8 protein-coding genes are annotated in these 16,421 nt (G+C 64.8%); 3 read left to right on the forward strand and 5 right to left on the reverse strand.

The window, feature by feature from the left end:
- Window positions 1-173 precede the first annotated feature (173 nt).
- Both OH705_RS14680 and OH705_RS14685 read left to right on the forward strand, forming a co-directional pair.
- A complete protein-coding gene (locus OH705_RS14680) occupies window positions 174-1,202 on the forward strand; it encodes a methyl-accepting chemotaxis protein (protein WP_371041529.1) in 1,029 nt (342 codons plus the stop codon).
- 160 nt (window positions 1,203-1,362) lie between these two features.
- Window positions 1,363-1,962, forward strand: coding sequence for a tRNA-uridine aminocarboxypropyltransferase (locus OH705_RS14685; protein ID WP_023632203.1), 600 nt, complete (start codon window positions 1,363-1,365; stop codon window positions 1,960-1,962).
- Between the two features lie 66 nt (window positions 1,963-2,028).
- Here the strand turns inward: OH705_RS14685 and OH705_RS14690 are convergent, their stop codons facing one another.
- The 3 genes from OH705_RS14690 to OH705_RS14700 all read right to left on the reverse strand — a co-directional run bounded on the left by OH705_RS14690 (window position 2,029) and on the right by OH705_RS14700 (window position 7,027).
- Window positions 2,029-3,384, reverse strand: a complete 1,356-nt coding sequence (locus OH705_RS14690) for an HlyD family type I secretion periplasmic adaptor subunit (RefSeq protein ID WP_046854598.1) — start codon at window positions 3,382-3,384, stop codon at window positions 2,029-2,031.
- Between the two features lie 56 nt (window positions 3,385-3,440).
- Window positions 3,441-5,576 (reverse strand): type I secretion system permease/ATPase, encoded by a 2,136-nt coding sequence (locus tag OH705_RS14695; protein ID WP_094011847.1) that lies wholly within the window; start codon window positions 5,574-5,576, stop codon window positions 3,441-3,443.
- A gap of 77 nt (window positions 5,577-5,653) precedes the next feature.
- Window positions 5,654-7,027 carry a TolC family outer membrane protein gene (locus tag OH705_RS14700; protein ID WP_038707585.1) on the reverse strand — a complete coding sequence of 458 codons (1,374 nt, stop codon included), beginning with the start codon at window positions 7,025-7,027 and terminating at the stop codon, window positions 5,654-5,656.
- Window positions 7,028-7,516: 489 nt separating this feature from the next.
- On the opposite strand from OH705_RS14700, the gene OH705_RS14705 reads away from it, so the two are divergent.
- Window positions 7,517-15,352: a retention module-containing protein gene (locus tag OH705_RS14705; RefSeq protein ID WP_267302426.1), complete on the forward strand. Its 7,836-nt coding sequence runs from the start codon at window positions 7,517-7,519 to the stop codon at window positions 15,350-15,352.
- Window positions 15,353-15,393: 41 nt separating this feature from the next.
- Here OH705_RS14705 and OH705_RS14710 read toward each other — a convergent pair whose 3' ends face one another.
- On the reverse strand, window positions 15,394-15,759 hold the full coding sequence (locus OH705_RS14710) for a YbaN family protein (protein ID WP_023630695.1): 366 nt from the start codon (window positions 15,757-15,759) through the stop codon (window positions 15,394-15,396).
- Between the two features lie 8 nt (window positions 15,760-15,767).
- Window positions 15,768-16,355 (reverse strand): YecA family protein, encoded by a 588-nt coding sequence (locus tag OH705_RS14715; protein ID WP_267302427.1) that lies wholly within the window; start codon window positions 16,353-16,355, stop codon window positions 15,768-15,770.
- Window positions 16,356-16,421: the final 66 nt, after the last annotated feature.

Raw genomic sequence — 16,421 nt, forward strand, 5'->3', positions numbered from 1 at the left:
AGATACGCCGGGCGGAAAAGCTGTACGCCCGTCTGCGGGCGGGGCGCTCGCCGGTCCCGCTGGCAGCACGCCTGGGGCATGGGATCGGCCATGGCTGGCCGCTGATCGGCGCGGGCCTGCTGTCGGCCGCCGCCTACCTGTGGTTTCCCCCCTATGCGGCGCTGGGGGTGCTGATGGCCAGCCTGCTGGCGGCCTGGTACGTGGTCGAGCACCGGCAGAACCAGTCGATTCGCCGTACTCTCGAAGAGCACCCCAAGGCCTTTACCAGCCCGCTGGTGGCCCTGACCTACAGTGACAACCCCGGCCTGCAGGGCCAGCTAGACCTGGCCATCATCAGCGAAGAGGCGCGCCTGCAGACCGCGCTGACCCGCCTGGTGGATGCCGGTGTCGGGGTCAAGTCACGGGCCGCGCAGTCCGCCGGGCTGTCCGATGCCCAGGCGCAGATGCTCGACCGCCAGCGCAGCGAGACCGACCAGTCGGCCACCGCCATCGCGCAGATGGCGGCGACCATCCAGCAGGTGACCCATAACGTGCAGACCACCGCCCACGCCGCCAGCGACGCTGACCAACTGGCCCAGCAGGGCAGCGACCTGGCGCAGCAGAGCCTGCGCGCCATGGGCAGCATGAACGAGGCGGTCAGCGACATCGGCCAGGCGGTCAATGCCCTGGCCGAGCAGACCCAGTCCATCGGCAGCGTGGTGGATGTGATCACCTCGATTGCCGAGCAGACCAACCTCCTGGCGCTCAATGCCGCCATCGAGGCGGCGCGGGCCGGCGAGCAGGGCAGGGGCTTCGCCGTGGTGGCGGACGAGGTGCGGTCGCTGGCGCAGCGCACCCGCGCCTCGACCGAGGAGATCCACCACATCATCTCCACCCTGCGTTCCGGTGCCGACCGTGCGGTGGCCAGCGCCAGCCGCGGGCAGCAGATCTCCAGCGACAGCGTGCACAGCGTCGAGGCGGTGCAGGAGGCGTTGTCGGGGATCGCCCAGGCGATCAGTCGCATCACCGGCATGAGCCAGCAGATGGCCACGGCGTCGGAGCAGCAGAGCCATGTGGCCGAGGATATCAACCAGCAGATCGTGCGCATCGCCCATTTGTGCGACGAGAGCGCGGGGCAGGCCAAGCAGGGCGCCGAGATCAGTCAGGACCTGGAGCGCATGGCGGAGTACCTGCACAGCCTGGCGGAGCGGTTCAACCGCTGATGCCCGTTGCCTTCATCGCCGGCAAGCCGGCTCCCACAGGGACAGTGCAAGGCTTGAGGTTTGCGCGGTCGGTGTGGGAGCCGGCTTGCCGGCGAAAGGCCCGCAAAGCGGGCCCAAATTTCCAGCCTGTGGCAAAATCCCTCCGCCAACGGAGATCCCCATGCCCAGACCTCGCTGCGAGCGCTGCCAGCGCCCGCTCGCCCATTGCCTCTGCCCACTGATCCCGCACCTGGACAGCCGTACCCGCGTGATCGTGTTGCAACACCCCAGTGAAACCGCCCACGCCCTGAACACGGCTCGCCTGGCCGCCCTTGGGTTAGTGAATGCAGAGTTGCGGATCGGCGAGGTGTTCGATGACCTGGCGACCTTGCTGACGACACCGGGTTATCGCCCGGTGCTGTTGTTCCCAGGTGATGAGGCAGAGGTCCTGCAGGCATACGGGCAGGGTGATGATCTGCCGTTGCTGCTGATCGTACCCGACGGCACCTGGCGCAAGGCACGCAAGATGCTCTACCTGAACCCGCAGCTGGAAGCCTTGCCACGGGTGACGCTGGGCGCAGTCCTGCCTTCGCGCTACCGGTTGCGCAAGGCCCCTGAGCCAGGCGCCGTATCAACCCTCGAGGCGATCGTGCAGGCGCTGAACGTGCTGGAAGCGCCTGCTGGCTTCGATGCGTTGTTGCGCCCGTTCGAGGCGTTGATCGACGGGCAGATCGCAGCCATGGGCGCGGAAACCTTCGAGCGTAATCACGGCCAGGGTTGATCAAACGGTTGGCTGTGCCGGCCTTATCGCGGGGCAAGCCCGCTCCCACTGATATTCAGATCGCGCTCAGCGCTCGCGCAACGCCTCGGTCCGGGCCTTCATCACCGGCTTCAGCAGATAGTCCAGCACGCTCTTCTGCCCGGTAATGATGTCCACCGTGGCGACCATCCCCGGGATGATCAGCAGCGGCTTGTTGTCGCCCCCCAGGTGGTTCTTGTCGGTGCGCACCTGGATCAGGTAGAACGCATTGCCTTTGTCGTCGGTGACGGTGTCCGCGCCGATCAGCTCCAGCTTGGCCTTGAGCCCGCCGTAGATGGTGTAGTCGTAGGCGCTGAACTTGACCATTGCGGTCTGCCCCGGGTGCAGGAACGCCACGTCCTGCGGCCGTACCTTGGCCTCGATCAGCAGGTTGTCCTCGATAGGCACGATCTCCACCAGGTCGCTGCCGGGCTGCACCACGCCGCCGATGGTGTTGACCTTGAGCAGCTTGACGATGCCGCGCACCGGCGACACCACGGTGGTGCGGTTGACCCGGTCGTCGATGGCTATGCTGGTGGCGGTGATCTTCGACAGTTCGGTGCGTTTGTCGTTGAGCTCCTTGGCGGCGTCGGAGCGAAAGCTTGCGTCCGATTCCTGAATCTTGCTGCGGATCTCGGCGATCGCCGCTTCGGCGCGGGGTATGGCCAGGTTGGTCGCGTTCAGCTGGCCGCGCGCCTCGACGCTGCGCTGCTTGAGGCGCAGGATCTCCACCGGGGAGATGGCGCCCTTGCTCACTAGCGGCGAGGACATGTCCAGTTCCTGCTGCAACAGGCCCACCGCCGAGCGGTACTGGTCGACCTTGGAACGAAACTCGGCCAGCTCCTGAGTCTTCTGCCGTAGCTGTTCATTGAGGGTCTGCTTCTCGCTGGTCAGGCGGCGCTGGCGTGATTCGTATAGCGCGGCCTCGTCCTCGGCCACCTGCGGCGCCTTGGCGCGTACTTCGCTCGACAGCACGAAGGGGCGGCCTTCGGACTCGGCCGACAGGCGTTCCACCTGCGCGCTGAGGGCGTAACGGTCGGCCTCGCTTTCACCCTTGTTCGACTTGAAGCGCGTGTCATCCAGGCGCAGGAGGGTGGCGCCCTTGTCGACCATCTGCCCCTCGCGCACGAAGATCTCGGTGACGATGCCGCCTTCGAGGTTCTGCACCACCTGCACCTTGCTCGACGGGATTGCCTTGCCTTCGCCGACGGTGACTTCATCGAGCACCGCGAAGTTGGCCCAGACCAGCGCCACCAGCAGCAGGATCGCCGCCAGCCACACGGTCAGGCGCGACAGGCTGGGCGACTCCTGCAGGGTGGCGCCGGCCAACTCTGGCATATAGTCGCGTTCGGCGCGGCTGTCGCCGCCCTGGAGGTAGCTGCGCACGCTGTGGCTGATGGGCATGTTCTACCTCCGATGCAGGCCGGGGCCCGCTCCCACAGGGATTCAACAGTGTTGGTTTACAGCGCCGCGCCGATACGGCCCTTGCGCAGCGCGTCGATGACCGCATCCTTCGGCCCGTCGGCAACGATCTTGCCGTTGTCCAGTACCAGCAGCCGGTCCACCAGGCTGAGCATCGAGGTGCGGTGGGTGACCAGCAGCAGGGTCTTGCCGGGCACCCAGTTCAGCAGGCGCTGGCGCAGTTGCTCTTCGCTGCTGTTGTCCATGTGGCTGGTGGGCTCGTCGAGTATCAGGATCGGCGGCTCCAGCAGCAGGGCCCGGGCCAGCAGCACGGCCTGGCGCTGGCCGCCGGAGAGCAGCTGGCCGCGCTCGCCCACCGGGCGGTCGAAGCCTTGCGGGTGCTGGCGGGCCAGCTCGCTGACGCCGGTCAGTTCGGCGACTTCCAGCATGCGCGCGTCGCTGACGTGCCGTGCGCCGAGGGTGAGGTTGTCGCGCAGGCTGCCGGCCAGCAGCGGCAGGTCGTGGGCCACGTAGCCGAGTTGGCTGCGCAGGTCGCTGATATCCAGTTGGCGCAGGTCGAGGTTGTCCAGCAGCACCTGGCCTTCGTCGGGGTGATGGAATCCCATCAACAGCCGGGCAAGGGTGCTCTTGCCCGAGCCGCTGCGGCCGATGATACCGATGCGCTCGCCCGGCTTGAGGGCGGCGCTCACGTCGTTGAGGGCTGGCGCCGTTTGCCCGGCATAGCGGAAGGTGGCGTGGTTGATGGTGATGCCACCTTGCAGCGAGGTGTGCTCCAGCGCCTGGTGCTCGGCCTCGCGCTCCTGGGGCAGGCTCATCAGGGCGTCGGTGCTGCGCATGGTCAGCTGGGCTTGTTGGTAGCGGGTGATCAGCCCAGCGATCTGGCCGAGCGGGGCGAGCACCCGGCTGCCGAGCATGTAGCTGGCCACCAGCGCGCCGACGCTGAGGTTGCCGGCGATGATGCTGTACACCCCGGCGACGATCGTCGCCATGCCGCAGAACTGCTGGATGAACAGCGTGCCGTTGCTGGCCAGCGACGACAGGTTGCGGGCATGGGCGTCGAGGCGGGCGATGGCGCCGTTGGTGTGTTCCCACTGGTACTGGCGTTCGCTTTCGGCGCCGCACGCCTTGAGGGTTTCCAGGCCGCCGAGGGTCTCGATCAGCAGCGCCTGGCGCACCGCGCCGAGGCTCAGGCTTTTTTGCACGGTGTCGCGCAGGCGCACCTGGATGAACAGCGCCAGGCCTACCGCCAGCGGGAACGCGATCAGCGGGATCACCACCAGCCAGCCCCCGAGCAGGCCGATCACCAGCAGCATCAGGGCCACGAACGGCAGGTCGATGATGCTGGTCAGGGTCACGGCGGTGAGGAATTCGCGCAGCCCCTGGAAGTCATGGATGCTCTGGGCGAAGCCGCCGATGGTGGCCGGGCGCGCCTTCATGCTCATGCCGGTGATGCGTTCGAACAAGGTGGCGGAGAGAATCAGGTCGGTCTTCTTGCCGGCCTGGTCCAGCAGGTGGGCGCGAACCATGCGCAGCACCAGTTCGAAGGCGGTGCCGATGAACAGGCCGGCGACCAGCACCCACAGGGTGGACAGCGCCTGGTTGGGGACCACGCGGTCGTAGGTCTGCATGACGAACAGCGGCACCATCAGGCCCAGGAGGTTAATCAGCAGGCTGGCCAGCAGGGCATCGCTGTACAGCCAGCGGGAGTGGCGCAGGGTGTCGCGGAACCAGGCGTTGACCCGCGGGATCAGCGGCGCGCGTACATCCTCCAGGGTATGCCGGGGGCGCGCGAACAGGGCCTGGCCGCTGTAGGCCTGCGCCAGGGCTTCGCGCTCGACCCACTGCTCACCACCCTCGGCCTCGCAGGGCAGCAGCAATGCCCGGCCGTTTTCGCCCCAGCGTTGCAGCACGGCGCTGCGGCCGTCATCGAGGATCAGCAGCACCGGCAAGTTGAGCGGGGAAATGGCGTCCAGGTCACGCCGCAGCACGCGAGCCTGCAACCCGGCACGCGCGGCGGCGCGGGGCAGCAGGCCCAGGCCCAGGCGTTGCTCGGCCAGTGGCAGGCCACTGCACAGGCTGGCACGGCTGGCCGTGCAGCCATGCAGCTTGCACAGGATCAGCAGGCCATCGAGCAACGGATCATCAACATCCAGGCGCGGTTGCGCGCTTTGCATACTGGTCACGATGGCCTACTCCTGCCGCGGTGGACGGGAAATGGGCGCTGGCGAAAAGTCCCTTGTCTCGTCAGAACCTAACGCATGTCAGGCAATGTCGCCTCGTTGCGCACTTCGGTCTTGGCGATGGCTTCCGGCGGCAGCGAGATACGCTGCTTGCTCAGCAGCTCGCCCATGGTCGCCAGCACCCGGTACATCGAGAACTCTTCGGTATAGCGCACCTCGGTGTAGCGACGGTTGGCGTTGTACAGCTCGTTCTCGCTGTCGAGCACGTCGAGCAGGGTGCGCTGGCCCAGGCCGAACTGGTCCTGGTAGGCGGCACGCACGCGCTGGGTGGTCTCGGCGTACTCGCGGGCGCTTGGGGTCTGCTTGCGGGCGTTGTTCATCGCGTTCCAGGCCAGGCTGAGGTTTTCGTTCAGCTCGCGCAGGGCGTTGTTGCGGATGTCCATCGCCTGGTTGATCTTGTGCGCGTCCGACTGCAGGCGGGCTTTGTCGCTGCCGCCGCGGAACAGGTTGTAGCTGAGCTCGACGCCGGCCTGCCAGTCATTGTTGTCGTGCCCCTTCTGGCCGCCGAGGTTGTTGTTGGCACCGGTGGCCAGCACTGCATCCAGGCGTGGGTAGAAGGGCGACTTGGCCACTTCGTATTGCTGCTCGGCGGAGCGCACGTCGGCCTGCGCCGACTTGAGGTAGGGGTTGTTCTCGAGCATGCCCTGGCGGGCATTGAGCAGGTCGCCCGGTACTTCGCCCTTGATGGTGACCGGGGTTTCCAGCTCGTCCGGCAGGCGCCCGACTACGCTGTAGAAGTTGGCCTCGGCGTCGGCCAGGTCGACTTCGGCGGTATCCAGGTTGTTCTCGGCCAGTGCACGACGGGCGCGGGATTGGTCGAGGTCGGCGGTGCTGCCCACGCCGCGCTCGCTACGCAGGCCGATCTGGTCGTTGACCCGCAGGTGGGCCTGCAGGTTGTTCTTGGCCAAGCTCACCAGCTCGCGGCGCTTGAGCACCTCTAGGTAAACCTCGATCGCACGCAGGGCGATGCTCTCGGCAGTGGCCTGGGTGTAGTAGGCGCGTGAGGTGGCCACCGCTTCGGTGCGGGCGACCTCGTTGGAGGTATTAAAGCCGTCGAACAGCATCTGCCGCAGGCGCAGTTCCGACTGGGTGTAGTTGAGCGTTTCCTTGTTGTGGTTACGCGTGCCGTCCGGGTTGAAGCCGCGGGTGTTGGTGTTGTCCGAACGTTGCCGGCCGTAGCCTGCGACCAGATCGACGGTTGGGTAGTACCCCCCGCGGGCGAACTTCACATCCTCGTCAGCGGACAGCCTGCTGTTGCGGCTGGCGCTGATCTCGGGATGCTGGTCCACGGCGTTCTGGACAGCCTCGGTAATCGACATCGCCTGACTGTTGGCACACGCCATGGCCAACAAAATCGCACTGGTGATGGGGGTTAAAGCGCGCATGGGGTACATCTCCCTGGTCCTGAATAATGTCCTGCTGTTCGCCAAAAAAATGACGAAAAATTAGAATCAAACCGTTTCAGGTTTGTAACAACAGAGCTAAGAACATTTACCGGGCGAGCTAAGAAGATTTTTTCATAAGATATATGCGAAAAAAAACTTATGCGGTCTAAGAAATCCGGGACATTGTTTCATTCAGGTGGTTACGGGAATTGGCTGGGACAGGCGATTTTCGGGCTTTGGTGAAAGTTCCAGATTTTTTGCAGCTAAGGAGACAGGGGAGGAAGGCGAAAGCGGAATTTGGCGACAAAAAAATGGCACTCAATAATGGCCATTCGCCCTGTCCACTATCGCGGCAGTCGTCACAAGGAGCGTGGTTTCTCACGAACGTGACAGCAACGGTTCCAGCAACCATGGCACTCGGAACCTTGCGCACATTACCCGGCACGCCTTGATCTGCGAAAAGCCCATCGGCAGGGGAGGCGTACGCTCATGGCTAAATTAGTCGGTGTGGTCGGCAAGGTAGTCGGCCAGGTATTCGCGGTGGGCGATGACGGTCATCGCCGCCTGTTGGTGGAAGGGGATCGCCTGTTCGCCGGCGAGCAACTGGAGACCGGAAGCGAGGGCGCGGTGGCGGTGCGCTTGCAAAACGGTGCCGAGCTGACCCTGGGCCGTGGCAGCAGCCTGGAGATGACCCCCGACCTGCTGGCCGATCGCGCTCCTCATGTACAAGCGCCGGACACGCAGCCCAGCAACGCCCAGCTCAGTGACGTCGAGCAACTGCAAAAAGCCATTGCTGCAGGCGCCGACCCCACGCAGGAAGCCGAAGCGACCGCGGCGGGCGGCAACCCTGGTGGCGTGTCGGGTGCGCTCGGTGGCGGCCACAGTTTCGTGATACTGACCGAGGTGGCCGGTCGGGTGGATCCCACCATCGGTTTCCCTACGGCGGGCTTCAACGGCTTCCCTTTGCTGGCCAACCTCGAGCTTGGTGGGCTCGATGGCAATGACGCGGCGCCCCTGCCGGCCGGCGCGCCACCCACTGACAATCCGGTCAGCCTCACCGGCCTGGATGTCAGCCCTGCCGAGTTGAGCCTGGACGAGGCGAACCTGCCCCAGGGCTCGGCCAGCAACCCTCTGGCCTTGACCCAGTCGGGCAGCTTCACGGTGGTTGCCGCCGATGGCGTGTTCAACCTCAGTGTCGGTGGCATCAACGTGGTCACCGCTGGCGTGGTGACCGGCGTCGGCCAGTCCATCGTCACCGGGCTCGGCAATGTGCTGACCATCACGGGCTACAACCCGGCCACGGGCGTGGTGAGCTACAGCTACACCCTGACCGGCGCGGAACATCATCCGGACGGTGCCGGGACCAATACATTGGGCGAGCAGTTCCCGGTGCTGGTCAGCGACACCGATGGCGATGTGGCCAGCGGCACGCTGGACGTTATCGTTCGTGACGATGTGCCCAGGGCTGTGAATGACAGCAATGCCACCACCGCCACCGAGCAGCATCTGGAACTCAGCGGCAATGTGCTGACCAACGATATCCAGGGCGCGGACCGCATCCCCAGCGGCCCGGTGGTGGCCGGTACCTTCGTTGGCACCTACGGCACCCTGGTGCTGGCGGCGGATGGTTCCTACACCTACACCCTCAATACCAACGATCCGGACTTCAAGAATCTGCACGGTGGCGGCAGTGGGGTGGAAAACTTTACCTACACCCTGAAAGACGCCGACGGCGACACCAGCACCGCGACCCTGACCCTCAACGTCAGCAACCTCGATGACCCGGTGACCCTCGGCGGGCTGGACGTCAAAGGCGGCGAGCTGACCGTCTACGAGAAGAACCTGGCCGACGGCAGTGCACCCAATCCCGATGCGCTGACGCAGAGCGGCACCTTCACGGTGACGGCGCCCGATGGCCTGCAGACCTTGAACGTCGGCGGCATCACCGTGGTCAGTGGCGGCGTGGCGGCAAGTTTCCCGCAGTCGATCACCACTACGCTGGGCAACACCCTGACCATCACCGGTTACAACCCGGCCACGGGTGTGATCAGCTACAGCTACACCTTGCTGGACAACGAGAGCCACGCCAACGGCGACGGCGCCAACAGCCTGTCCGAGCATTTCGCCGTCACCGCCACGGACACCGATGGCAGCACGGCCACTGGTTCGCTGGACGTGAACATCGTCGACGACCTGCCCAAGGCCAATCCCGATGCGGCCAGTGTCGTCGAAGGCGGCACGGTCAGCGGCAACGTGCTCGACAACGATACGTCTGGCGCGGACGTACGGGCCGATGGTCGTTACGTGGTGGGTGTGCGAGCCGGCTCCGACACCTCGACATCGGCCAGTGGCCAATTGGGCGATCCGGTCCAGGGCCAGTACGGTTACCTGACCCTCGATGCCCAAGGCAACGCCACCTATCACGCCAACCCCAATGCCGTGGCGCCGGCGGGCGCCACGGATGTCTTCGTCTATACCGTGCGTGACAGTGATGGCGACGAAAGCACCACCACCATTACCATCGACGTGCGCGATTGCTCGCTGATCGCCGGGCCTGACAGCGAGGTCACGGTCTACGAGAAAGCACTTGATCTGAACAAGGATGGCAACGATCTGGCCGGTGGCAATGTTACCGGCAGTGAACCGGGTTCCACCGGCGAGACGGCCAGCGGTTCGTTGGCCAGTTCCGTCAGCGGTGGCGTGGGCGGGCTGACCTTCACCTTGGTCGGTAACGCCACCGGCCAGTATGGCCAGATCCAGCTCAATACGGATGGCACCTACACCTACACCTTGACCTCCGCACCGAACTCGCCGAATCACGTCAACGATGGCCCGAATGTGCTGACTGAATCCTTCACCTACCAGGTCAAGGATTCGCTCGGCAACACCACCACCAGCACCATCGTGATCAGCATCGTCGATGACGTGCCCAAGGCTCACAGCGACTTTGCCAATGTCTACGAAGGCGGCACGGTCAGCGGCAATGTACTGGTCAACGACGTGGTTGGTGCCGATGTGCGTGCCGATGGGCAATATGTGGTCGGCGTGCGCGCCGGCAGCGACACCGCGACCTCGGCCATCGGCCAGTTGGGCAGCAACGTGGCGGGGCAATATGGCTACCTGACGCTCGACGCCCAGGGCAATGCCACCTATCACGCCAATCCCGATTCGGTGGCACCGGCCGGTGCCACGGACGTGTTCGTCTACACCATCCGCGATGCCGATGGCGACGAAAGCACCACCACCATCACCATCAACGTGCACGACAACTCCCTGGTCGCCTGCCCGGATGACACGGCCAAGGTCTACGAGAAAGCCCTGGACCTGACCAAGGATGGCAACGACCTGGCAGCGGGCAATGTCAACGGCAGCGATCCGCAGTCCAGTGCGGAAACCACCAGTGGTTCGCTGGCAGGTTCGGTAAGCGGCGGTATCGGTGCGTTGACCTTCACCCTGGTCGGCAATGCCACCGGCCAGTATGGCCAGATCCAGCTAAACAGTGATGGCAGCTACACATACACCCTGACCTCGGCGCCGAACTCGCCCAACCACGTCAACGATGGCCCGAACGTGGTTACCGAGAGCTTCACCTACCAGGTCAAGGATTCGCTCGGCAACACCACCACCAGCACCATTGTGGTCAGCATCGTCGACGACGTGCCCAAGGCCCATAGCGATTTCGCCAATGTCTACGAAGGCGGTACGGTCAGCGGCAATCTGCTGGTCAACGACGTGGTTGGTGCCGATGTGCGTGCCGATGGGCAGTATGTGGTCGGCGTGCGCGCCGGCAGCGACACCGCGACCTCGGCCATCGGCCAGCTGGGCAGCAACGTGGCGGGGCAATATGGCTACCTGACGCTCGACGCCCAGGGCAATGCCACCTATCACGCCAATCCCGATTCGGTGGCACCGGCCGGTGCCACGGACGTGTTCGTCTACACCATCCGCGATGCCGATGGCGACGAAAGCACCACCACCATCACCATCAACGTGCACGACAACTCCCTGGTCGCCTGCCCGGATGACACGGCCAAGGTCTACGAGAAAGCCCTGGACCTGACCAAGGATGGCAACGACCTGGCAGCGGGCAATGTCACCGGCAGCGATCCGCAGTCCAGTGCGGAAACCACCAGTGGTTCGCTGGCAGGTTCGGTAAGCGGCGGTATCGGTGCGTTGACCTTCACCCTGGTCGGCAATGCCACCGGCCAGTATGGCCAGATCCAGCTGAACAGTGATGGCAGCTACACATACACCCTGACCTCGGCGCCGAACTCGCCCAACCACGTCAACGATGGCCCGAACGTGGTTACCGAGAGCTTCACCTACCAGGTCAAGGATTCGCTCGGCAACACCACCACCAGCACCATTGTGGTCAGCATCGTCGACGACGTGCCCAAGGCCCATAGCGATTTCGCCAATGTCTACGAAGGCGGTACGGTCAGCGGCAATCTGCTGGTCAACGACGTGGTTGGTGCCGATGTGCGTGCCGATGGGCAGTATGTGGTCGGCGTGCGCGCTGGCAGCGACACCTCGACCTCGGCTATCGGCCAGTTGGGCAGCAATGTGGCGGGGCAATATGGCTACCTGACGCTCGACGCCCAGGGCAATGCCACCTATCACGCCAATCCCAATTCGGTGGCACCGGCCGGTGCCACGGACGTGTTCGTCTACACCATCCGCGATGCCGATGGCGATGAAAGCACCACCACCCTCACCATCGATGTGCACGACATTTCGCTGGTGGCCTGCCCGGACGAGACGGCCAAGGTCTACGAGAAAGCCCTGGACCTGACCAAGGACGGCAACGACCTGGCAGCGGGCAATGTCACCGGCAGCGACCCGCACTCCACCACGGAAACCACCAGTGGTTCGCTGGCCGGCTCGGTCAGCGGCGGTATCGGTGCCTTGACCTTCACCCTGGTTGGCAATGCCACCGGCCAGTATGGCCAGATCCAGTTGAACAGCGATGGTAGCTACACCTACACCCTGACCTCGGCGCCAAACTCGCCCAACCACGTCAACGATGGCCCGAACGTGGTCACCGAGAGCTTCACCTACCAGGTCAAGGATTCACTCGGCAACACCACCACCAGCACCATCGTGGTCAGCATCGTCGACGACGTGCCCAAGGCCCATAGCGACGTGGCCTCGGTCAAGGAGGGCGCCAGCGTCAGCGGTAACGTGCTGGACAACGATGTGGTCGGCGCCGATGTGCGTGCCGACGGGCAGTACGTGGTCGGTGTGCGCGCCGGCTCCGACACCTCTACCTCGGCCATCGGCCATGTCGGCGACACCATCGTTGGCCAGTACGGCTACCTGACCCTGGACAGCCAGGGCAACGCCACCTACCACGCCAACCCCGACAGCGTGCCGGCCGCCGGCGCGACCGACAGCTTCGTCTACACCATCCGTGACGCCGACGGCGACGAGAGCACCACGACCATTCGCATCAATGTGCAGGACAGCAAGCTGGTGGCGTGCGAGGATAACGACGTCACCGTGTACGAAAAAGCCCTGGACCTGCACAAGGACGGCAATGACCTGGCCGCCGGCACCGTCACCGGCAGCGATCCAGGCTCCACTGGCGAGACGGCCTCCGGCAGCCTGGTCGGGTCGGTCCAGGGCGGCGTCGGTGCGCTGACCTACAGCCTGGTCGGCAATGCCGTGGGCCAGTACGGGCAGATCCAGCTCAATGCCGACGGTTCCTACACCTACACCCTGACCTCGGCGCCGAAGACCCCGGGGGGGGCCAACGACGGCGCCAACACGGTCAACGAGTACTTCACCTACAAGGCTACCGACGCCTTGGGCAACAGCGTCACCAGCACCATCGCCATCAACATCGTCGACGATATGCCGACGGTCCAGTGCGCGGTACGCAGCATCACGCCCGGCCAGGTGGACTCCAACATCCTGCTGGTGGTGGATGTGTCCAGCAGCATGGCGGCAAGCTCCGGCGTGCCGGGGCTGACCCGTCTGGAACTGGCCAAGCAGGCGATCAATGCCTTGCTCGACAAGTACGACGAGATGGGCGACATCAAGGTGCAGATCGTCACCTTCGGCACCGGTGCGCAGGTGCAGACCCCGGTATGGGTCACGATCGGCGAGGCCAAGAACCTTATCGCCGGGCTCAGCCCAGGTGGCTCGACCTACTACGATTCGGCGGCGACCAAGGCCCAGGAAGCCTTCGCCACCACCGGCAAGCTGGTAGGCGCGCAGAACATCAGCTACTTCTTCTCCGACGGTGAGCCCACCAATGGCCATGCCATGACCGCGCCACGGGAAGCCGCCTGGGAATCCTTCCTCGACAGCAACGGCATCAAGTCCTACGCCATCGGCATGGGCAGCGGGGTCAACGAGGGCAACCTCAATCCGCTGGCCTACGACGGCAGCAGCCATACTGACACCAACTCGGTGGTGGTCACCGACCTCAGCCAGCTGAGTGCGGTGCTCTCCGGCACGGTGCAGGGCGCGCCGATTACCGGTAGCCTCATGAGCGGCGGCGATTTCGGGGCTGATGGCGGCTTTATCAAGACGCTGCTGGTGGACGGCACCACCTACACCTACGATCCGAAGGCCAATGCCGGGCAGGGCGGTTACGCGGCCAGTGGCGGCGCGGACAAGGCCACCTTCGACACCGTGAGCAACAGCCTGAGCATCAAGACCGGCCTGGGCGGCACCCTGGTGGTGAACATGGACAACGGCGAGTTCACCTACACGCCGCCGAAGGACAACGGCAGCGGCCAGGTGGAGAAGTTTGGCTTCACCGCCAGCGACAACGACGGCGATACCCGCAGTGCCAGCCTGACGATCAACATCAACAGCAATGGCGCGCCGGTCGCGGGTGCCGACCACATCATCACCAATATCAAGGGCGCCACCCTGACGGTGCCGGCAGAGGCGCTGCTGGCCAATGACCGCGACCCGGACCACGACACCCTGAGTGCCGCGCCGACCACCTTCAATACCAACTTCGCCGACAAGGGCGCAGGCTTCACGGCGGGCACCCAGGCGCAGACCATCAAGTTCGACGCCACCGCCAACAAGGCCGAGAACCAGTTGCGCGACCTGGCCCGCAGCGAGTTCACCAGCCTCAACGGCAGCATGACCGCTGCCCTGGTGGTGGCTGGTTACCTGGGCTCAATCAGCACCGCCAATGCCAATGACGAGGACACCCTGACGGTGACCCTGCGCAAGGGCGAAACCCTGACCCTCGACCATGACCGGCCTGCGGGCAACCTGCTGATGGAATGGAAGGATGCCAGCGGCAGCTACCAGACCATCGCCGATGGCGGCAGCTTCACGGCCACCCATGACGGGGTGTACAGCATCCATGTGATCAATACCGAGAACGCCGCCGGCAACAGCAAGGCTGCCGAGAACTACAAGCTGAGCCTGGTGGTGGACTACAGCAATGCCAGCAACGAGGACTATCACGGCAGCTACACCGTCAGCGACAACCATGGCGGCTACGGCACCGGAGCGGTGGATATCACTTACCAGGCCGGCAACACCCTTACCGGCACCGGCGGTGACGATGTCCTGCTGGCCGGGGCCGGCGATACCACCCTCAACGGTGGCGCCGGCAACGATGTGCTGGTGGCGGGGGCGGGCAACAACAGCCTGTACGGTGGTGATGGCGACGACCTGCTGATCGGTGGGCCTGGCAATGACCTGCTCGACGGCGGAGCCGGCAATGACACTGCCAGCTACGCCAAGGCCAACGCCGGCGTGACCGTGGACCTTGGCCATGTCGGGCAGCAGAACACCGTCGGCGCCGGGCTGGACACCCTCAGCGGTATCGAGAACCTGATCGGCTCGGACTACAACGACACCTTGACCGGCAATGACGGTGACAACCTGCTCAACGGCGGCGCGGGCAACGATGTGCTCAAGGGCGGTGCCGGCAACGACATCCTGATTGGCGGGCCGGGCAACGACATCCTGACCGGCGGCAGTGGCAACGACAGCTTTGTCTGGCAGAAGGGCGATACCGGGCATGACACTGTGACCGACTTCACCCCCGGCAGCGATCGCCTGGATCTGTCGCAACTGCTACAGGGTGAGAACGCCACCAGCGCCTCGCTGGACGACTACCTGCACTTCAAGGTCAGCGGCAGCGGCGTCAACGTGGTGTCGACCATCGAGGTAAGCAGCGTCGCTGGCGCGGCGCCGACCCAGACCATCGACCTGGCCGGAGTGGACCTGGCGCAGCACTACGGGGTGTCCGCCGGGGCGGGCGGGCTGATCGCGGCCGGGCATGACACCGCGACCATCATCAACGGCATGCTCAATGACCATTCGTTGAAGGTGGATACGGTGTAAGCCAGCAGCCCATCGCGGGGCAAGCCCGCCCCGCGATGGCGTCACTGTGGCCGGTGCAGGGTCTTCTGCTTGAGGATCCAGGCGCTGACCAGCACCGCGCTGGTCAGCATGAACGCCCGCGCCCAGAACAACGGCACCAGGTAGCAGGACAGCCCGATGCTGGCCCACATCAACCCGATCGCATAGACCTTGCCCTTGAGCGGAATCCCCTCACCGCTGAGGTAGTCGCGGATCCACGGCCCGAGTTTCGGGTGGTTCACCAGCCAGTGGTGAAAACGTGGCGAGCTGCGGGCGAAGCAGGCCGCCGCCAGCAGCAGGAACGGGGTGGTGGGCAATACCGGCAGGAAGATCCCCGCCACCCCCAGCGCGACGCTGAGCCAGCCGGCGGCCAGCAGCAGGTAGCGCACCACCTCGATCAGTGGTGGCGTGGCTTGAGCAGGGCGGGCTTCTCTTCGGGGGCGTGCAGCAGCAGGAACAGTGCGCTCAGTGCCTCGGGGATCTGCACGATCATGTCGTCCTGCAGGTTGGCGTTGCCGGCAATGTCGGCGAACTCGGGTTGTTCGTCGAACAGACCGGAACCGACCATGATCGGCAGGAGCATTTCGCTGACTTCTTCCTCGGCGTTCTCGAACCAGGCCTCTTCACGCAGGAACACGCCCTCCATGAAGCCGATGCACCAGCCGCGCAGGTCGGAATCGTCCGGCTCTTCGGTCAGGTCTAGTTCACAAGGCAGGTCGAATTCCTCGTCGCTGGCCAACTGGCGGGCGATGTGGCCCTTGAGCGCGACCAGCGTGGCCTCGATCTCGGTGCGCTGGGCATCGCTGGTGTAATGGGGTTCTTCGGCGAACAGCGCGTCGATCCATTCGCGTTCTGGAACTTCCTCGGAGCAGATCGACAGCGCGGTCAGGTAGCCGTGGGCGGCGACGTAGTCCAGCGCTTCTTCGTGCAGCTCATCGGCGTCGAGGAAGGCTTGCAGGCGGGTCAGTTGCTCGGCGAAGGACATTACAGGGCTACCTTGGGGAATAAACGATGCTGAATTCTAGCACCTTGCGGCGCTCGCGGGGCAAAG

The organism is Pseudomonas sp. BJa3, assembly GCF_026343815.1.
GTDB lineage: Bacteria > Pseudomonadota > Gammaproteobacteria > Pseudomonadales > Pseudomonadaceae > Aquipseudomonas > Aquipseudomonas soli.